The sequence below is a fragment of the Neobacillus sp. NPDC093182 genome (assembly GCF_044754045.1).
On sequence record NZ_JBIVOI010000001.1, the window covers coordinates 122543 to 141004 of the forward strand.

General features: G+C 38.3%; 21 protein-coding genes. 1 reads left to right on the plus strand and 20 read right to left on the minus strand.

The genetic code is table 11. The features are described 5' to 3' along the window. Positions 1-11 precede the first annotated feature (11 nt). From ACIQAA_RS00635 to ACIQAA_RS00650, 4 genes are all read right to left on the minus strand, one after another. The gene (locus ACIQAA_RS00635; RefSeq protein WP_402613633.1) at positions 12-854 is read right to left on the minus strand and encodes a DegV family protein; all 843 of its coding nucleotides are present in this window, start codon (positions 852-854) and stop codon (positions 12-14) included. 132 nt (positions 855-986) lie between these two features. Then, positions 987-1238: a DUF2535 family protein gene (locus tag ACIQAA_RS00640; RefSeq protein ID WP_402613635.1), complete on the minus strand. Its 252-nt coding sequence runs from the start codon at positions 1236-1238 to the stop codon at positions 987-989. 232 nt (positions 1239-1470) lie between these two features. Continuing rightward, positions 1471-2214, minus strand: a complete 744-nt coding sequence (gene tatC / locus ACIQAA_RS00645; RefSeq protein ID WP_402613637.1) for a twin-arginine translocase subunit TatC — start codon at positions 2212-2214, stop codon at positions 1471-1473. A gap of 123 nt (positions 2215-2337) precedes the next feature. Further along, entirely contained in the window at positions 2338-2532 is a 195-nt protein-coding gene (locus ACIQAA_RS00650) for a twin-arginine translocase TatA/TatE family subunit (protein ID WP_335520601.1), read from the minus strand. A 309-nt stretch (positions 2533-2841) separates the two neighbouring features. On the opposite strand from ACIQAA_RS00650, the gene ACIQAA_RS00655 reads away from it, so the two are divergent. Further along, entirely contained in the window at positions 2842-3081 is a 240-nt protein-coding gene (locus tag ACIQAA_RS00655) for a hypothetical protein (protein WP_283861197.1), read from the plus strand. 34 nt (positions 3082-3115) lie between these two features. On the opposite strand, the gene ACIQAA_RS00660 is transcribed toward ACIQAA_RS00655, so the two are convergent. The 16 genes from ACIQAA_RS00660 to ACIQAA_RS00735 all read right to left on the minus strand — a co-directional run bounded on the left by ACIQAA_RS00660 (position 3116) and on the right by ACIQAA_RS00735 (position 18420). Then, positions 3116-3844: a lysophospholipid acyltransferase family protein gene (locus ACIQAA_RS00660; RefSeq protein ID WP_402613639.1), complete on the minus strand. Its 729-nt coding sequence runs from the start codon at positions 3842-3844 to the stop codon at positions 3116-3118. A gap of 284 nt (positions 3845-4128) precedes the next feature. Next, a complete protein-coding gene (locus ACIQAA_RS00665; RefSeq protein WP_402613640.1) occupies positions 4129-4629 on the minus strand; it encodes a dihydrofolate reductase in 501 nt (166 codons plus the stop codon). Further along, positions 4626-5420, minus strand: coding sequence for a thymidylate synthase (locus ACIQAA_RS00670; RefSeq protein WP_402613642.1), 795 nt, complete (start codon positions 5418-5420; stop codon positions 4626-4628). Before ACIQAA_RS00670 ends, ACIQAA_RS00665 begins: the two co-directional genes overlap by 4 nt. 56 nt (positions 5421-5476) lie before the next feature. Then, a complete protein-coding gene (locus ACIQAA_RS00675; protein ID WP_402613644.1) occupies positions 5477-6181 on the minus strand; it encodes an anthrax toxin lethal factor-related metalloendopeptidase in 705 nt (234 codons plus the stop codon). A gap of 240 nt (positions 6182-6421) precedes the next feature. Further along, positions 6422-7000, minus strand: a complete 579-nt coding sequence (locus ACIQAA_RS00680; RefSeq protein ID WP_402613646.1) for a TerD family protein — start codon at positions 6998-7000, stop codon at positions 6422-6424. A 62-nt stretch (positions 7001-7062) separates the two neighbouring features. Next, positions 7063-7689 (minus strand): TerD family protein, encoded by a 627-nt coding sequence (locus ACIQAA_RS00685; protein ID WP_402613648.1) that lies wholly within the window; start codon positions 7687-7689, stop codon positions 7063-7065. Positions 7690-7730: 41 nt separating this feature from the next. Further along, complete coding sequence (locus ACIQAA_RS00690; protein ID WP_402615556.1) at positions 7731-8795, minus strand: toxic anion resistance protein; 1065 nt, start codon at positions 8793-8795, stop codon at positions 7731-7733. 36 nt (positions 8796-8831) lie between these two features. After that, complete coding sequence (locus ACIQAA_RS00695; RefSeq protein WP_402613650.1) at positions 8832-10469, minus strand: YceG family protein; 1638 nt, start codon at positions 10467-10469, stop codon at positions 8832-8834. A gap of 460 nt (positions 10470-10929) precedes the next feature. Continuing rightward, the gene (locus tag ACIQAA_RS00700; protein ID WP_402613652.1) at positions 10930-11730 is read right to left on the minus strand and encodes an HAD family hydrolase; all 801 of its coding nucleotides are present in this window, start codon (positions 11728-11730) and stop codon (positions 10930-10932) included. Beyond that, complete coding sequence (locus ACIQAA_RS00705) at positions 11727-12848, minus strand: cysteine protease StiP family protein (protein WP_402613654.1); 1122 nt, start codon at positions 12846-12848, stop codon at positions 11727-11729. The genes ACIQAA_RS00700 and ACIQAA_RS00705 overlap by 4 nt, the downstream gene beginning before the upstream one ends. 12 nt (positions 12849-12860) lie before the next feature. Then, positions 12861-14198 carry a phosphoribosyltransferase family protein gene (locus ACIQAA_RS00710; RefSeq protein WP_402613657.1) on the minus strand — a complete coding sequence of 446 codons (1338 nt, stop codon included), beginning with the start codon at positions 14196-14198 and terminating at the stop codon, positions 12861-12863. Then, complete coding sequence (locus ACIQAA_RS00715; RefSeq protein WP_402613660.1) at positions 14140-15336, minus strand: HpcH/HpaI aldolase/citrate lyase family protein; 1197 nt, start codon at positions 15334-15336, stop codon at positions 14140-14142. The genes ACIQAA_RS00710 and ACIQAA_RS00715 overlap by 59 nt, the downstream gene beginning before the upstream one ends. Before the next feature lie 76 nt (positions 15337-15412). Continuing rightward, the gene (locus ACIQAA_RS00720; protein WP_402613663.1) at positions 15413-16183 is read right to left on the minus strand and encodes a TerC family protein; all 771 of its coding nucleotides are present in this window, start codon (positions 16181-16183) and stop codon (positions 15413-15415) included. A 74-nt stretch (positions 16184-16257) separates the two neighbouring features. Beyond that, on the minus strand, positions 16258-16839 hold the full coding sequence (locus ACIQAA_RS00725; protein WP_402613665.1) for a TerD family protein: 582 nt from the start codon (positions 16837-16839) through the stop codon (positions 16258-16260). 99 nt (positions 16840-16938) lie between these two features. Next, on the minus strand, positions 16939-17532 hold the full coding sequence (locus ACIQAA_RS00730) for a YpjP family protein (RefSeq protein WP_402613668.1): 594 nt from the start codon (positions 17530-17532) through the stop codon (positions 16939-16941). Between the two features lie 114 nt (positions 17533-17646). Beyond that, positions 17647-18420, minus strand: coding sequence for a class I SAM-dependent methyltransferase (locus tag ACIQAA_RS00735; protein WP_402613670.1), 774 nt, complete (start codon positions 18418-18420; stop codon positions 17647-17649). Between the last annotated feature and the right edge of the window lie 42 nt (positions 18421-18462).

Here is an 18462-nt window from a genome sequence, read left to right on the forward strand (position 1 = left end):
CCATCCTTATTTCATTCATAGTAATACATGATGGCAATCGTACCCGGTCCTGTATGAGTACTGATTGTTGGACCTGTATAATCAATAGAAATATCGTTGTAGCCGGTTAATTCAATGATAGAGTCTTTTAATTTTGTGGCCAACTCATGTGCCTCTGCATGAACAACGCCAACACGTTTGACAGTTTTCCCTTTTACATCCTCTACAAATTGTTTGGCGAGCCATTTAACCACTTGTGAATGACTTCGGACCTTTGCAACTGGATTGTATTCGGCACCTTCTAAAGAAGCAATCGGCTTAATATTGAGTAAAGAGCCAATGAATGCCTTCCCCTTCCCAATCCGTCCGCCTTTTACCATATTCTCCAATGTATCGATCATTAAATATAGCTTCGTATTTTCACGGACATGTTCAAGTCGGTCAAGGATTTCCTCTACACTATTTCCCTGCTTCGCCATTTCAGCCGCTTCTCGAACCTGAAACTGGAGTGCCATTGAAATAAACTTAGAGTCCACAACGGTTACCTTCGTATTCGTCATTTGAGCAGCACTTTCAGCAGAGCGAACGGTTCCGCTCATTTTACCTGTCATATGTATGGAAATTACTTCATAGCCCTCTTCCCCAAGTCTGTCGTACACTTCAAGGAAAGTTCCAGCTGATGGCTGGGAGCTTTTCGGTAATTCTTCTAGACTTTTCATCGTTTCCATAAATTCAGCAGGCTGAATTTCTACACGGTCTAAATAGGTTTCTCCATTTATTGTCACGGACAATGGAACGACGACAACACCTAATTGCTCTGCCTGTTCTATTGTCATATCCATCGTTGAATCCGTGACAATCTTAATCTTGCTCATTTACTCACATCCCTAGGATTTACTCCATAGTATTATACCTGTTCCTAATTCTTTAAGATATAAATTCCCCTATTTTCACGAAAATAATTGTGAAAAATAAAAGAACACCGGTTTCCCGATGCTCGTAGGTTATTATGCGTTATTCTTTAATTCTCCTACTTTGAACAATGCTTCATAATCAGGCCACTTCATAACCTTTTTCAAATACTCTTTAAACGAATAGCATTTTTTCGGTTTCTTTACCTGATAAAGCGCATTAATAAAATTTTGTAAACGGACTTGGATCATGAATTTATAAGTGCTGTTTTCCTCCAATACAGGAATATCAATAACTTTAACCTTCTGTCCAACATCATTTTTGAACTCTAGGCTTTTGACTAACAAAATATCAATCCTCTTTTTCACCCGTTTCCCATATTATACACCTAAGAGCACTCGAAAAGTGTCTAAATCTGCATTGATTTAAAAATTTTTAGTAACATTTTTTAATAATTCTTATCTATTAGGAATAAAGAACAGGTTATTGAAACTACAGTTATTAACTTAAAAATATTGTTATTTTACAAAAAAGGACCTCCAGAGAAATGAATCTCTGAAGGTCTTGTATCACTGTTAATTATACATTTGCAAATTCTTCTTCCTCATCCTGCATCTTTTTCATTCGTTTTTTGTAAACAAATTTCGATAAGTTTATAGAGATTTCATAAAGAAGAAGTAATGGTAGAGTTACTACAAAATCCGACATGAAGTCCGGTGGAGTAATGACGATTGCAATTAAGATTAACACAAAGTATGCATATTTACGGATTTTCGAAAGCACGAATGGGTTAATGATTCCTAATGCTGTTAAGAACATAACGACTGCTGGAAGCTCGAACAATACTCCAAACGGAAGTGTCATATTCATAAGAAAGCGGAAATATTTTTCGGCTGTAAAATTGGTTACAAACATGTCTGCACCCATATTGACTAAAAACTCGAGTACCATTGGGAAAATGATGAAGTAACCAAAAGACAGACCAACGATAAATAATATAAACAGTGCTGGAATATATGATAAGGTAATTCTTTTTTCAATAGGTTTAAGTGCCGGCTTTACAAACATCCATAGCTGGCTGGCCAATACTGGGATGGTACCCGCAATCGCAATAACTGTAGCAATCATGAAATAAACCCAGATAATATCGCTCGGTCCGAGTACAATCAATTTAACATCAAGATCTCGAACGATCCAATCGTAGATATCGGTCACATAAATGAATCCAACAATAAAAAAAACAACGAAAGCAACGGCTGAAATAATGATCCGTTTACGCAGCTCATCTAAATGATCAACTAATTGTAATTCTTTATCTTCCATGTATTTCCCCTGCCAATTTCAAAGGTTGAGAATGAATCCTTCTTATAGTAAAAGTTATTTACACCATTTTTATAGTTTAAAAGTCAATTGAAGAAAAAAAGGTGCAAGAAAGAATCTTACACCTTATTTAGTCAATTTTTGTTTTTCATCATCGATGTCCTTCATCACATCATCGGTTAATTCACGAGTTGATTTCTTGAATTCCTTTAATGTTTGTCCGAAGGCGCGGCCAATTTCTGGCAGCTTCTTAGGGCCAAAAATAATGAGGGCTAGTGTTAAAATAAGGATTAATCCTGGTATTCCAATATTTGAGAACATTGATTTACATCCCCTTTAGTTAATTATCTTTCTACTACGATTATAGTATTGATAAACACTTTTGAGTAAAATATACGCAATAATTCATATTAAATTCACATTATCTAAGAAATATTACCTAGATGTGATTTTTAGCATTTATTTCTCTACTATTTACTCTTAACAATTTACCAAGAACCACCCCTGAAGTCAATGTAATTTCCTATTTTAAATTGTAGAAATATTTTGACAATTGGTCATTTAACATTTATAATTTCTTAAAGAGAAACATATACTATTAGAAACTTATAAGGAATGGATGTGATGAAGATGGAATTTTCACTCAGTAGTTTTGATGGAGCCCTGCCAGTTGAAGTAACCATCGATGAAGAGAACGGCAGGTATATGATTCGCAAAAGCGATAGCAGCGGGGAATACTTTAACAGCCCTAATGAATTAATTGAATGGGTGAAAGCACATTTCCATGAGGAAGACTTCTGCCATCCAGATGAATTTAGAGGTATGCTTGATAAATTAGCTGATTATGAATTAAACGGTTCCTATTTTTAGAAGAAGGAAGCATCGCAGCCGATGCTTCCTTTCTTTATGATGCAATGTTCCTGGCTTCACGGTTAGTAATAATGATTTGACGTATTTCTTCTGTTAACTCTTTATAGTCTTTATGGAAATGAACTTTAGGATCCATATGGTGACCAATGGTTACTTTAATATGAGCAGGTTTTATTAACCGTCCATTTTTCTCAAAAACATCCGCGGTCCCTTTAATCGCAATCGGTACAATTTGCACCTCAGCATCTTGTGCCAGCCGGATGCCCCCAACCTTAAAGGGCAGGACAGGTCCTCCCATGCTTCTCTTTCCCTCAGGAAAGATAACAAGCGAATGACCTTCTTTGAGTAATTTAACACCTTCCTGCATGCTGTTAAGTGCTTGTTCACGGTTTTTACGATCAATGAGTATACAGTTAATGGCGTCGAGCCATGAAGAGAGGATCGGCACTTTTTTTACCTCTATTTTTGAAACAAAACCGAATGGTTTATCGATTGTCCCGAGAAGAACGGGAATATCAAAATCACTTTCATGATTTGCAATGAACACAACCGGTCCTTCTGGAATCAAATCCAACCCCTCAACACTTACCTCAGAGCCTGTCAATTTCATAAATGTCTTCGAAAATCGTTTTGGGTATTCATGGGCTATTTTATCACGTTCGTTAACTGGTAAATTACTCGATTTTTTTATTCTTACTAGCTGCGGAATGCTATATAGTAGAAAACCGCTTATATACAAAAAGCATGTGATCAGTCTAAACACTGTTGCCTCCCTTTTGCGTTCTAAAATATTATAAAGCAGGAGAGGAAAAATTGTTTAGGTTAAATGATATTTTTTTAAAAGGCTGTGTTAAACTTGCCTGTTGATTTGTGCTCCAGGTGCTTCGCTTTCCGCGGGCGGTCCGGGGAGCCTCCTCGGCGCTAATGCGCCTGTGGGGTCACCCCCTGCCCCGTCCTCCCGCAGGAGTCTCGCACCCTCCGCACAAATCAACAGGGTTTCAAAATCAATAATATCCTTTAACACAGCCAATAAAAAGACAGCCAAAATTAATGGCTGCCTTTGGTAATGCGATCATAAATTCTATATTCGTACTTATAAGGATTTTTCTCATCTTTTATTCCTTTTTCACAGGAGATAAGCTCCCATTCACGTTCATTGAACTCCGGGAAGTAGGTATCTCCCTCAAACTCTTCGTAAATATGTGTTATGTAAAGACGGTCTGCGAAAACAAACGTTTCTTTAAAAATTTCTGCACCGCCAATTACGAAGATTTCATCATCCTGATTTCGGCAATATTCCACGAATTCCTCCATCGAGTAGAAAATGGTCACATTGCTGCTCTTATAATCAAGTTGACGGGTAATTACGATATTTTCTCTTCCTGGCAGTACCCGACCGATGGATTCATGCGTTTTCCTGCCCATCGCAATCGGGTGCCCCATTGTCGTGCGTTTGAAGAATTTTAAATCCTCCGGCAGATGCCAAGGCAATTCATTATCCTTGCCAATGACTCTGTTTTCATCCATGGCCACAATAAAAGAAATCATACAGAGACCGCTCCTTTAATATGTGGATGGGGGTCATAACCTTCTAAAGTGAAATCTTCAAAGGCAAAGGAGAAAATGTCCTTAACGTTTGGATTAATGTTCATTTTTGGCAATGAACGCAGATCTCGCTCCATTTGCATTTTCACTTGTTCTATATGGTTTTGATAGATATGAACATCACCGAATGAGTGAATAAATTCACCCGGCTCCAAGTCACAAACCTGAGCAATCATCATTGTCAATAATGCGTAAGAGGCAATATTGAATGGAACGCCAAGGAATACATCTGCTGAACGTTGATACAACTGACAAGATAATTTCCCATCGACAACGTAAAATTGGAACAGGCAGTGACATGGTGCTAAAGCCATTTTATCAATCTCCGCTACATTCCATGCATTCACAATAAGTCTTCTAGAGTTTGGATTGTTCTTGATTTGATCAATCAATTCACTAATTTGGTCAACAGTCGTACCATCAGCACCCGTCCATGAACGCCATTGATGTCCGTATACTGGCCCTAGTTCGCCGTTTTCATCAGCCCATTCATTCCAAATCCGCACACCATTTTCCTGCAAATATCGGACATTTGTATCGCCATTTAAAAACCATAGCAATTCATAAATGATCGATTTTAAATGAAGCTTTTTTGTGGTTAATAAAGGAAATCCTTCTTGTAAATTAAATCTCATTTGATAGCCAAAAGTACTGATCGTCCCTGTTCCGGTACGGTCTCCCTTTTCATGACCATTTTTCAAAACATGCTCGCATAGCTCTAAATATTGCTTCAAAACTGACACTCCCTCTGTAAAACATTCATGTTTTTCATTTTACCATAATGAACCGTTTATTGCAGAGTCTGAATGAAGTCATACGTCTGAGGAGCTAGTTTTTTCAATTGTACTTTTGTTTCTTCGTTTAGGTAATACATGGCAAAGGTTTCTGCAAAATACTCCTCTGCATGCAGGATGAAATAAGAGTTTCCTGGAAATAAAATTCCTCTCTCTTCTTCCCAAATCAATTGAAATTCATTATTTTTACTAACATTTTGGAATACTAGTTTATCAATTGAATGAGCCATTTCGTGCAGCTCTAAATTAACAGAACCATGCCCTTTTCCTTTTTCACTATGACCTATTTTCACCAAAACCACCTGCGAGCCGCCAATTCCAGGTACTTCATCCCACGTTGTTTGGGAATTGTAGCCACGTGGAATTTGCCCAGTTAAGTATCGAGCTGTTTGGTTATCTGTTAATTTTCCAGTAAACAGTTTAAGGGTAATGTCTTGATCGTTGATTTTTTCTAAAAGTGCTTCAGGCAAATTTGAAATTCTAGTAATAATACTTGCAGCCGCTTTTTCATTAAAAAGGCTTTTTGGCAACAAAATCATTTCGTTTAATTGTTCGAGATTGATTTCATTATTAATTAATTGATAGAGTTCGGAGTTTCTTGGATAATCACCAAGTTGAATGCTATCAAATGAGGCTTGCGAAGTGGTGATCATCGACAAAAATAATCCAGCAATTATGGAGGAAACAACCCATTTACGCATATTATCACCCTCCTAGTAAAATAGATTCTTTACTAGAATTATAACATGGTAGAATGAGCTGAAAAATTGGTAATTAATTGGTGGAAATCGGGGCATCGCCGATATATTTCAATTAACGCGGATAAATCTCATTTATCGCTGATATAATTTCCAAAGTACCCATTTTATTAAACCAGTCTTATATTTTAGCTTAAAACACAAAGAAAAGCTGCTCAAAAAACGGCAGCTTTTCGAAAAACTCTATACTTGAAGTCCATAATTCCGGCAAAGTGCTGCCAAACCGCCTGAAAATCCGCTGCCGATGGCGTTGAATTTCCATTCACCGTTGTGACGATAAAGCTCACAAATAACCACGGCGGTTTCTACGGAAAAGTCCTCGCCAAGGTCAAAACGGAGAATTTCACGATTGGTTTCTTCATCAAATAAACGGGCGAACGCATTGGAAACCTGTCCAAAGTTTTGGTTCCGTGAATCTGCATCGTGAATCGTTACAGCAATCGCAATCCGATGGACGTGTGCTGGAACCTTGCTGAAATCAATTCTTATTTGCTCATCGTCCCCGTCACCCTCACCGGTGCGATTATCTCCTGTATGCTCCACTCCGCCTGAAGCGTGAACTAAATTATTATAAAAGATAAAATCTAAATCCTGTGTTACCCTGCCATTTGCGTCTGTTAAAAACGCGGAAGCGTCGAGGTCAAAGTCGTGTCCGCCATGGTAGCGGTTCGTATCCCACCCAAGACCAATTATAGCCCTTGTTAATCCAGGATTTGTTTTTGTAAGATCAATTCTTTGTCCTTTAGATAAATTGATGCCCAACTAGATCACCTCTTTAGAACTAAAATTTTAGAAGGAACAAGCATAGCTTGTTCCTGAAGACATTAACTGTATGAACGCACTACTTCACTTAAGCTTGCAGCGGTTGTACCAGTTCCAACTGCAGCGAACTTCCACTCTGTGTTGTGGCGGTAAATTTCTCCAACCACTAATGATGTTTTGCCGCTGTAATCATCTGATAGGTTATAACGAATCATTTCTTGACCATTAGATGGATTTACTACACGAATAAATGCATTGCGGATCATGCCGAAGTGCTGTTTTCTTTTTACACAATCATAAATGTTAACAACAAATACAAGCTTTTGAACGCTTGCTGGAACGCGGCTTAGTTCTACCATTACTTGTTCGTCGTCACCGTCTCCATCACCTGTTAAGTTGTCTCCAGAGTGCTGCACACTGCCGTCTTTGCTTTTCAAATTACCAAAGTAGATAACGTCATTGTTGTTTTGAATTTTATCGTTGTCACCCAGCAAAATAACAGAAGCGTCACAGTCCACATTGGCACCGCCGCCAGCTCCTCCGCCGCCAAACAATCCACCGAAGAGACCGCCGCCTCCGCTCTTACCGCTTTGAACTGGGTCCCAGCCCAAACCTACCATGATTTTAGATAGTCCTGGATTACCTTTTGTTAAATCTACTCTTTGACCTTTTTGTAAACTAATAGCCATAACTTTCACCTCATAAATAAATTTTTATAATTAACAATCAATTAGTATTGTTGTTTCAATTTTTTAAAGTTGTCCTGCAGTTGTTCTAGACGCTTGGTTCCTTCAACGCGAAGGCGCTTATTTTCTTCTTCAATGGCTCTTGTTTCCTGCATACCTTTAATGATAATGTTCCAGGATTCTTCGATGGTCTCGATTTTAATACTTGGACCGCCTGCGAGTCTTGCAATATCTGTGCTTTGTTTCGAAATATTTTGCGCATTCTTCAAAAGCATTTCATTTGTTCGGCGGTCAAGTTCACTCATTGAATCCGCGACAAGCTTTTGTCTTTTTGCTGCAACCGCCTGAATGAGTCCATTCTTAAAGATTGGAATCGTTGTTACAAAAGCGGAATTGATTTTTCCAATAAGTTTTGTATTTCCTCTTTGCAGCAAGCGTATTTGCGGTGCTGTCTGCAGCGCGACCATCTTTGCCATTTCAAGGTCATAAATTCGCTGCTCTAAAGCCTCAATCGCATTTTTCAAAGTATCCAATTGCATGGAAGCAATCTGATCACCTGCAGCAACACGGGCTTCCAGCTGTGGCAGTTGATTATTTTTAAGTTCTTCTACCTTTATTTCGCCGGCAACCACATATTTTTCCAGCGTCATATAATATTGATAATTCTGCTCATACATTTGTTCGAGCATTTTTGTGGAATCAACCATTTCATGCTGATACTTGGATATTTCCACATATACCTTATCAATTTCAGAGCCCATCGTTTGGTATTTTCCAAATACCTTTTCAATCATCTTTTCGCCCTTTTTAAAGAGCTTTCCGAAAAATCCGGGAGAAGTTTTTTGAAAGTCCTTTGGATCGAACTTATCCATTATTTTGGTAAGCTGCTTTAGAAGCTCTCCGGAATCTTCGACCTTCGTGGTGCGCATATTACCTAAGATTTGATCAGAAAAACGGGAGATTTGTACAGCAGGCTCTTTCCCAAACTCTAAGATTTTTATCTGGTCCCGTTCATCAATTGATCTCGCCAGATTTTGAACTTCTGTTTCCTTTCGAAGGGCAAGCTTAATGTCTGAAATCTTTGCTTCACTTAGTGTTTCCTCAGTCATTAAGTTAGCAGATTGATTTTGTGGTAGATTCACTATTTAATCTCCCCTTAAATTTTTTATAATTCCTTGAAAGAACTTTTTTTTCAGTTTGAAAGGTTCTTTATATTCTAATTCAAAAACAACATCCTCAAGCCAGTGCGTATCAAATAAACTATCATGAAGGAAATTTTCAATATCATTATGGCCTGGCGGATTATATACGATAATATCAATACCAAATTGGTTTAAAAGCAGGATAAGGGCAGCGTCTGATCTTGATAGCATACCGCGGCATTCATTGTTATAAATGATTAACTTCGGTACATGCTGTGAATAATCAAATTTCTCCATTAACTGGATGATTTCTTTCGGTGTAAACATCGCCTGACTAAATAAATAGATGCTTACCTCTTCCATGCTTTCCCCTGGTAACGACTTTAAACCCGGCTTTTCACAAATTCGTCGAATGGCATTCGCGATCCCCTTTTGTAATCCAGTTGGTAAGAATGAATACGGCCAATAATGTGCCTGCATCATCATTTCTGGATTCAGCAATCCATCTCTGCCAAGTGCATTTCGGTAGTGAAAACGAAAATCGTTAGAGCTTGACCATGTAAACGGTAATTGGCGAATTAACAGGCTATGTTCGAATTCTGTGAGATTGTGAATTCGCTCCCAATACTCTTTCCGGTTTTTACTCACGCCCTGAATTTTAGCGAACAGGGAAGGAATTTTGACTTGTCCGTTCTCTACTTCAAAGCCTGGCCGAACCATTGCGATTTCTTTTCCGAGTATAAATAATTCATCATAGGTTGTTTTTAAGGTAATAGAAGATGGCGTATACTCCCGTAATTGCCACGGTTTATATAAACCTGAGCCCTCCTGATTGAGAATCGTCTCAATCTCTCTCGAGGCACGATAGGCAACAGTGGTTTGGCGGTTTCTTCTTTCTTTTGGAAAAGGTTCTGCTGGTTGTTTATTTGGGTAATGATGCGTAAAAAATACCGCATCCTGAAATCCAGCTAAAACATCCTTGCCTTCTGGATGAAAGATGACCAAATCGCAGCCAAGCTTCATTAAAAAATAGACAAAATAAGGCTGACTTCGTTTCATATCGCCATACCATAAGAATTTGGGCATTTCCTTTTGCAGGTCAACGGTATCTAATAAAGGATTTAAGTGGTTCATCGACCATTTAATTATGTCGACTAAAACCCTTCTTAGTTCGTGATTCTTTAACCCGTCCTTTTCACGCTGAGTAAATAATTCGAGTGTACTTATCATCGCTTCCCTAATTTTCCGATGAATGGCTGGGATATCTGACTTATACAGCAGCCGCTCACCATCTAGAAAAGCGGTGAATCGATTAATAGAAAGCTTCTGTTCTTGACTGATATTAAGTACCTTTTGAATCGATTGAAAGTGCTGATTATCAATATTTTTATTTAGTGATTCCTCACTTAACAAATGTAAGCGTGTTTCTGAGGAAGACACATACTCAAAAAGCTGATTGTAGTACTCATCACTGTCAATCGAAATTCCAAGGAATTTCGCCAGTACTTGCCCAATCTGAATACTTCCCTGCTCTAGTGAAAATTCTGGCCGTTCTGACAGGGGCATTTTTAGCATATCAAGCCAATTTTCAAAAGAAAGGGATACAGGTCGGACATTCATTTGGTTGTATGGTAAATTCATTCATAATCCCTTCCCTCAAAAAAGCGAAAGATTTTTAGTACGTAACAGTTAAATTATGTAAGGGTATTCTTTACCATCATATCACAGTTAAATAATTGGTTCATTGTTTATACGAAAGTAATCGTAAAATGTTTCATATTAAAGGTAATTTCCTCATTTTTCACCTTTTTCCTTGTCCTTACATATGATTGAGTACTCAGATATAAGTAGGTGACTAAATGAGGTTTATATATAAGCGGCCAAGAATGGAAGATGTTAGCGAGGAATTAAGTATCATTATGGATTTAATGGTCTCGAAAACCTTCGTTATGATCGATTTGTTCTGGTTATGCTTACTTTTTACTCTGTTTCTTTCTCCAGTTCTTGCCAGTGTCAGCATGTCTGTGTTATTTTTTTGCGGTTCGTTTGCTTTGTTCAGTTCCATCTATTTTTATTTCTTTTATCCCTATATAAAAAGCAGTTAGATTTTGAGTGTTAAAGCCTTTAGGAAATGCTGGAGTATTTCTTCACCAGCGGCAACGCCGAGCTGGTTTGTCAGCGTGAAATCAGCTGGTCCCTTCACTTTTAGGAGCTCTCCATGGCTTGGGACGAATCGATAGCGGCAATTCTTTAGAAAATCCCAATCTAAAACAGAATCACCTGCGCCCGCCATTGCTTCCATTCCTTCTCGGTTACAAATATATTCAAGTGCCTTCCCTTTGCTAATGGCAGTTGGAATAAAGTAGAGTTTTCTGCCCTGAAGACTCATTTTCCATCCATAATTGGCTGTAAGCCCACGAATTACTGAGAGTTCTGATGGGGTCGGAAGACAGTTTAATACAAAGTAAAAAAATAGGTTTTCAGCCTGCTTTCTTTCCCCATCCAAGGTAATTCCAGCCCTTTTTAAGGCGGAGAGTAGATCCTCCTCAGGTGCACATCCATTTTTCAATTGAATAATTAAATGTTCCGACCACTCTTTTAAAGGTTCCCCATTATACAAAACATGTGCTCCATTTGTCGTAATCGCGTAAGACAAGGGTATTTCTTTTTCAAAAATCACAAACCGTTTAAATTGTTCTGTTGTTCTCGTTGTAACCGGTATAAACAAGCTGTGCTGGTTAACTTCTCTCAACATGGAAAAAGCAGCTTCCGTCATATACCCAGCCCATTTGCCCTTTATCATTTCAACCGGCTTCAACACAAGATCCGCTGGTATTCCGAATTCCTCGATTGCTCGATCAGAATACATGAGTGTGCGGTCAAGATCCGATGCAGTTATCATTCACTAGTCTCCTTAACTAATTTAATTAAGCCCATACACAAATAATTCATTTCTGGATACGTCACTATTTCTACTCCTTTTTCTTCAGCGAGCATAAGGATATGTCTCACATAAGGGCTTGAAGGATCGCGCATGAGGATTTTCCATGGGATTCTCCGAAGAAGTACTCGAGTGGTTTCGCCGACTCCTGGTTTGATATAATTCGTGCTTCCTATTTCAAATTGAGCTTGGATGGTTCTAACATCCTGCAAACCTGTAAATTCTACATTAATTTCCTCGTGTTCTCTTTGTAAAGCGATTTCCTCTGCTTCTTGACAGATGGCAGAAAATTCACCAGCAATCAATTCAATATATTCATTCGAAACATCACTTGGGAGAAGTTCCAGGTAATACTTTGCTCCGTGAAAATCGTTTTTACCAATATACGTGTCATTTAATACCGTACGGCTTACAAGTCCTGAGACGGTCGAATTTAAGCAGGCACTTGGAATGAGAAAGTCTTCTCTCGTTCCAAAAAGTGTCGTACAATGGCCAGGGTCGGCAATGACCGCAAGTTCATCATCAAGCTGGATTTGATACTTTTTTTCAAACTGTCGGCATGCCTTTGTTAATTCCAGCGAAATGGCTCCTTTTCCGGTCCAGCCATCCACGAACTGAATGTTACCCTTTGGGTGTTTTTTGAGTATATAGTGCAGTGCATTTTCGTCAATACCTCTGTCACGGATAATCGAGACACTATAATGTGGTAAAGAAATGCCGTAGCGGAATTTAATATACCTTTTAACCAGAATTCCAACCGGCGTTCCAGCCCTGGCAAGAGATACGAGGATGGTTTGATTACCCTTATTGCGATAGATTTGCTCAGCCACAATACCAACACATAGTGCCACTTTTAATTTATAATCATTGGCGGTACTCCAAAACAAATCAACATATTGCTCTGGCGGCTGGTATTCTATCGGCAATGATTCACTATAATGCTGACCAGATTGAACTCTCATTTCGCGATTCACGGTTGAGTCTTCAAGCTGAATATTACTCAAATCCTTTAATAGAAAAAGAACATCATCCTCAGAATAGCTTCCCATTTTAGCTGGCTGATTAGTTATCATCGACATTCTTCACCCCTATTACTCTGAGAAAAAGACGATTTTAATCGACTTTAACTGTAATTTTTCCATTTGTTTTAATAATGGCTGAAGATTTTCAGCAGATACTTCTCTCTCAAAGAAAACAAATAATTCATCATATTCACCTGGAGGAATATTGTAAACGAAATGAGCCACATCCTGATCCTCTGGATTAGGAAAACCGATACCGTATCTTGCCCCATACCCTTGGATGTTTTGAATATAGATTGGACTTCTAGTAGTAGATTGATAGAAAACATTTTTACCCATTTCTGCAGCTAACTTCATAGGGATATACATGAACTCCCCGGTCCCTAGACATAGTGTGTTTGAACCCGTTCTGCCTTGTCTCAACACAGAGGCAGCGTCATTTATTTTCTGATGAAGAACAAGATTGTTTTTGCTATCTATTCCAAAGCGGCCAGTTTCCTTGATATAGGGAGTCTTATTGCCAGTGCCGGCAAATTCTTTTTCAAAATAAGCGGATAAAGATACTACTTCCAATGATGTGTTTATTTCTTTGTATGTATCATGCTGCGGTTCTAGTTCTTGAAGCTTATCCATCTCATTTACTTGTACCATACCGCTCATTAAACTTACGACATTTATATTAATCCCTAGTGTTTTTTCTAGCTGTTTAAATTGTTGTTTATTATGTTCCGACCGCCAATCCAAAATAGAGACAACGGTATAGTCTTTTCTAGGAAACTGTGAATGGATCGATTCGATAATATTGATTGCCGTTTTCCCAGTGGTCATTTCATCATCTACCAAAATAATTTCACGCTCATTATCAATCATGTCTATCGGAATATAACAGCGATGAGAAGTAGCATGCGAATGCTCTTCTTCAAAGGTAATACAAGGTGTTAGATGATCCATCTCTTCTCTGGTTGTATGGAAATACTCTGCTTCTTCAAAGCATTCAAAAAAAGCGTGTCCGAGTGATGTAGCTGTCTCTGCAAATCCAATCACAACAGGATTAACAGACTTGGGGATAAAAGAAACGCTTTGAAAATCTGCCTCTTTTTGCCCAAAAGATCTGACCAAACTCTCTGATATTTGGCATTCCAATTTTCTTATACTCTCTGCATATCTAGCTGCAAGTAAAGCAGCAGTTAAAAGACCTTTTTGCGGTTGTATCGGTAAATGTTTTCCAAGAACCTTACTAACAAACAAAAACGACCGTTTTTTATTGATTCTTGCTGCCATTGTAAACAGTTCTTCAAGAGGTAACTGATATGGATTAGCAGTTACTTCAATGTCAACAGTAATTTTGTCAAGAATTGTATACGTATACGTCTTTTTTGATAAGGTCGATATTTGTGTATCCTTCATGCAGCACCCCGTAAAGCTGAGATTTTATGATGGTCTTTTTCGCCCAAAACAAATGAGGCTTTATTTCATTCATCTTATTGGAAAAATCACTTTTCTTAACTCCATTTTTTCCGTTTTCTGCTTCAACAATGGAACAGGCATCAATATATTCCTCGTATGTTACAACGTTTAGTGCCTGCACGGCTTTAATATGAGTAGGATGAATGATGGTTTTCCCCGTTAGCCCGTTAGCAATATCCATTAACACTTCTCTAATTAAACCATCCATATTCTGGTCAATTAATTCTGCCCGCCATTTCAAGCCTTCATCTCCATAACGCTCGCGAAAAGGAGTCTGTCTAAGCTGAGGTTTTAACATCCTTGGTTTAGATGAGAAATACTCCCAGACCGGACCTGAAATCACATAGGGACTTTCTGATCGTTGGAAAACATTGATAATATCTGCAATGCAATCTCGTAAAACAGCAATCTCGTAAACAGTGGTATCCACACTTCTGCGAATTCCATATAATCCACAAAAATCAGTAGCCCCAATGCGAACATTTAATATATTATCCTTATAGCAATCAAGCAGATGTTTTATCGCCATTAATTCTGTCATTCTAGTTTCTTTATGTATTATTTTATCACTTTCAAGAATAGGCATGGCATAAAAAGGCCTTTGGTCTGTGTGGATACTAACTACCTCTGATAATAATTCCCCGCCAGACTCTGCATTAAATTTTGGTAAAACTACTCCCGTTAACAACTGGGTAGCATTTCCTAGTTGTTCCTTGATTCTTTTAAGCTGCTCAATATTCCGAATCCGGATAAACATAAGAGGCAGGTCGTCAATTGTTAAATAATTTTTATTGATTTCACCATATAATTTTAGCAGTTCCTCTACAAGCTGCTCTTCCGCTTTTTCAACCTCAATATCACCAACGGCATCCTCTAGGTCAATGACAAGGGAAGTTAACCCTTCATGCTTTTTTGAAAGGAGATCTTGATGAATATTTGGCCGAGTTGCCGGCATGTATAGAGTTGCCCCAAGTCCATATGATAAAAGCTCCCGATCACTATACTTATTAAAGTCCTTTGGCTTTTGAAAAAATAATCCCTCAAGCTCATTTTCATAAAAATAGGTAAAATGCTTCATTCTAAATGACTCCTTTAATAAAAAAGAATGGGGACTGACTTTCGTCTGCTCCCCATTTTATGTCGTGCGTCGATAATTATGATTCTTTGCCAACTTCTTTCTTCTTGTTCATGTAATGAACAACAAAAGTAGCTCCGAATGTAAGTAAAATGATAATAAAGAAAACTGCGTGTGGTACGTGAATACCGAAAACCGCTACAAACATTTTTGCTGCGATTAAAAGAATTAAGACATAAGCAGATGTTTCAAGCTCCGGGATACGGTCAATTAATTTTAAGAATACTCCTGCAACACCACGCATCATAAGTACCCCAAGTACACCACCGAGTAATAACACCCATACCTGTTCACTAACACCAAATGCTGCAAGCACACTGTCAACGGAGAATGCAATATCCATTAATTCAACGGCAACAACCGTTCCCCAGAATGTTCCAAACAAACGGATAAGAAGACCGTTTTGGTTGATTCCATGCGCTTCTTCCTCTTCGCTTTGTGCTGCTTTACGTTTATCCATGAAATACTTAATAGATAACCAAGCAAGATACCCTGCACCTAAAATCTTTACCCACCAAAGTTTAATTAAGAATACCCCTACTCCAATAGCGATAAAACGGAAAACATAGGCGCCTAATAATCCATAAAAAAGAGCTTTTTTACGCTGATCTGGTGGTAAGTGCTTTACCATAACTGCTAAAACCAGTGCGTTATCAGCGGAAAGTAAACCTTCTAGAATAACCAATGTACCAATTAGTCCCCATGCGACTGGGTCTGTTAGAACCTCAGCCCACATTGACCAGTTAAAAAACTGAGAATACGTATCAATAATTCCTTGCCAAACAGACATAAAAAAAATTCCTCCCGGATGTTATATGTTTTTTGTTCAAAGACCCAGCGCAGGCTGGGTCTTTATTCTAGATGTTATCCTACTGATAATCCAAAGTCTGTTGCAAGAGCTGCTAAGCCGCCTTGGTAGCCGCTTCCAATTGCGCTAAACTTCCATTCGCCGTTATGACGATATAGTTCCCCAACCACAACCGCTGTTTCGATAGAGAAATCTTCTCCTAAATCATAACGGATTAATTCTTCACCAGTTGCTTCATTGAAAATACGTGCATATGCATTAGAAACTTGACCAAAGTTTTGGTTTCTAGCTGCTGCATCATGAATTGTAATCGTAAAAGTAACACGTTGAATGTTAGCAGGAATTGCTGTTAGATTGATGTTTACTTGCTCATCATCACCATCACCTGCACCAGTACGGTTATCTCCATTATGTACAACAGCACCATTTGCACCTTGTGGATTATTGTAAAATACAAAATCTGTTTCGTTTGTAACCTTGCCATTTTCACCTAATAAGAAAACGGATGAATCAAGGTCGAAATCATTACCGCCATCATATTTATTCGTGTCCCAGCCTAAACCAACTACTACATTTGTTAACCCAGGATTTGTTTTTGTTAAATCAACTTTTTGTCCTTTTGATAAACTAATTGCCATTTTTTCATTCCTCCATTTTAGGTAATAGTCTATATACGAGCTTCTCTAGGAAAGGTTTCAATAATTATAATAAAATTTTTACTATTGTTTCGCAAATCCTTAACTCATCCATTTAGGCGGGGTATTTTTATCCCAATAAATAGACCCTAGCTCATGATGGCTTTGAAACCCATCATGATAGGTATGATAATGAAAATTAAACCAGAAACCAGCTTGGGGCGGATTATCTCTTCTCACATGAAAACGAAGAACATCCATATTTGTTTCACTATTTTTGATATTAAAGATTTTTTCTGATTGTCCTTTACCTGGAGTCTCCGTAATAGCTAAATTTAATAAATCCTCAGTAGGAAACTGGGCAGCTGTCTCCTGCAAAGCCTTTTCGATATTTGGCATAATGATCTCCCGAAACTCATTTTCAATTACAGGTTTAATTCTTGTACCGAATTTTTGATAGGATTGCAGCTCTGCCTGTTTAATTAGCTCTTCGAGGAACTTTTCTTTATCTACTACTTCTTCTGTCTCAAAAAAGCTGTTTTCCTGAGCATAGCCTCTTAACAGCGCAGCTTCAATCGTATCTCTCTCTGTAGGTTTCTCTGCATTTACGTTATTTATTAGTTGAGTCGGAGTAATAAGGCCAAATGTTAAGAGTGAAACGAGTACGACAAACGATTTACGAATCCATTTATTCATCTATATTCCCCTTTGTACCTGGAAGAATTCCGATATTTTTTGACTCTTAACAATTATTATACTTCTTTTGCTGTCAAAATGGAAAAATCATTTCTTACAGAATGGTAGAAATTCTTATTTTTCTAGGTACCCAAAGTGAAATTTAGCCGTTTTTCTCCGTAATACATGGAAACCATATTTTTCAAATCGTTTACTTTTATAATGATCCTTTAACATGACTCTATGATTTGTTACTCTCAACGCTTGCTCTATCGTTTCCTCATTTAAATCATCATAAAGAGCAATTTGACCTAACGCCTTTATCCCGTCTGATTCGAGGATAGCCTCATCAAACATCGGGTCAAAATAAACGCAATCGATTGAGTTATCCGGCAAAGACTTTAAATATTCAAGTGCATGACTGTGAACAACCTTTATTCTAGTCATTGCCCTATTCATATCGGAAATTTCCGAATCCCACGTTTTAAGTCCTTCCTCGACCATGAAAGCCAGATACTTTTGACCCTCGGTGCCTGTCACCATCCCCTTATCCCCCACTAAGTAACTGGCTACAATTGAATCGGAGGCAAGACCCAGTGTACAATCGAGAAATGTCATTCCCTGGGTAAGCTGTGCTGCATCGGCAAAGGGGTCATGTTCACCGTTTGCCAGTCGCTTGATTCGAAACATCGCTGAATTTGGATGAAAAAAGAAGGGCTGCTCCGCTCCCAGCGAAAATAGTTCCAGCCTTTCCTTTCCTACAACAATACACTCACTGTTCGTTTCTTTTTGTAAAGTCTGAATCGACTTCTTTCTACGCGGTATGTACGGCACTGCTAATTTATCTGCGAGTTCCATGGCTTTTTCTATCATTTGCTGATTGGTTCGTCCAGCTGTGGTAACAAACATGACACTCAAAAACCTCCAAAAAAAAGGACGTCGAATGACATC

Coding starts and splice junctions, on each gene's coding strand:
- ACIQAA_RS00735 (WP_402613670.1), bottom strand. CDS start 18,420: ATGTTTGTTACCACAGCTGGACGAACCAATCAGCAAATGATAGAAAAA.
- ACIQAA_RS00675 (WP_402613644.1), bottom strand. CDS start 6,181: ATGCGTAAATGGGTTGTTTCCTCCATAATTGCTGGATTATTTTTGTCG.
- ACIQAA_RS00710 (WP_402613657.1), bottom strand. CDS start 14,198: ATGAAGGATACACAAATATCGACCTTATCAAAAAAGACGTATACGTAT.
- ACIQAA_RS00705 (WP_402613654.1), bottom strand. CDS start 12,848: ATGTCGATGATAACTAATCAGCCAGCTAAAATGGGAAGCTATTCTGAG.
- tatC (WP_402613637.1), bottom strand. CDS start 2,214: ATGGAAGATAAAGAATTACAATTAGTTGATCATTTAGATGAGCTGCGT.
- ACIQAA_RS00635 (WP_402613633.1), bottom strand. CDS start 854: ATGAGCAAGATTAAGATTGTCACGGATTCAACGATGGATATGACAATA.
- ACIQAA_RS00695 (WP_402613650.1), bottom strand. CDS start 10,469: ATGAATTTACCATACAACCAAATGAATGTCCGACCTGTATCCCTTTCT.
- ACIQAA_RS00650 (WP_335520601.1), bottom strand. CDS start 2,532: ATGTTCTCAAATATTGGAATACCAGGATTAATCCTTATTTTAACACTA.
- ACIQAA_RS00690 (WP_402615556.1), bottom strand. CDS start 8,795: ATGACTGAGGAAACACTAAGTGAAGCAAAGATTTCAGACATTAAGCTT.
- ACIQAA_RS00725 (WP_402613665.1), bottom strand. CDS start 16,839: ATGGCAATTAGTTTATCAAAAGGACAAAAAGTTGATTTAACAAAAACA.
- ACIQAA_RS00715 (WP_402613660.1), bottom strand. CDS start 15,336: ATGAAGCATTTTACCTATTTTTATGAAAATGAGCTTGAGGGATTATTT.
- ACIQAA_RS00665 (WP_402613640.1), bottom strand. CDS start 4,629: ATGATTTCTTTTATTGTGGCCATGGATGAAAACAGAGTCATTGGCAAG.
- ACIQAA_RS00720 (WP_402613663.1), bottom strand. CDS start 16,183: ATGTCTGTTTGGCAAGGAATTATTGATACGTATTCTCAGTTTTTTAAC.
- ACIQAA_RS00700 (WP_402613652.1), bottom strand. CDS start 11,730: ATGATAACTGCATCGGATCTTGACCGCACACTCATGTATTCTGATCGA.
- ACIQAA_RS00655 (WP_283861197.1), top strand. CDS start 2,842: ATGGAATTTTCACTCAGTAGTTTTGATGGAGCCCTGCCAGTTGAAGTA.
- ACIQAA_RS00685 (WP_402613648.1), bottom strand. CDS start 7,689: ATGGCTATTAGTTTACAAAAAGGTCAAAGAGTAGATTTAACAAAAGGT.
- ACIQAA_RS00730 (WP_402613668.1), bottom strand. CDS start 17,532: ATGAATAAATGGATTCGTAAATCGTTTGTCGTACTCGTTTCACTCTTA.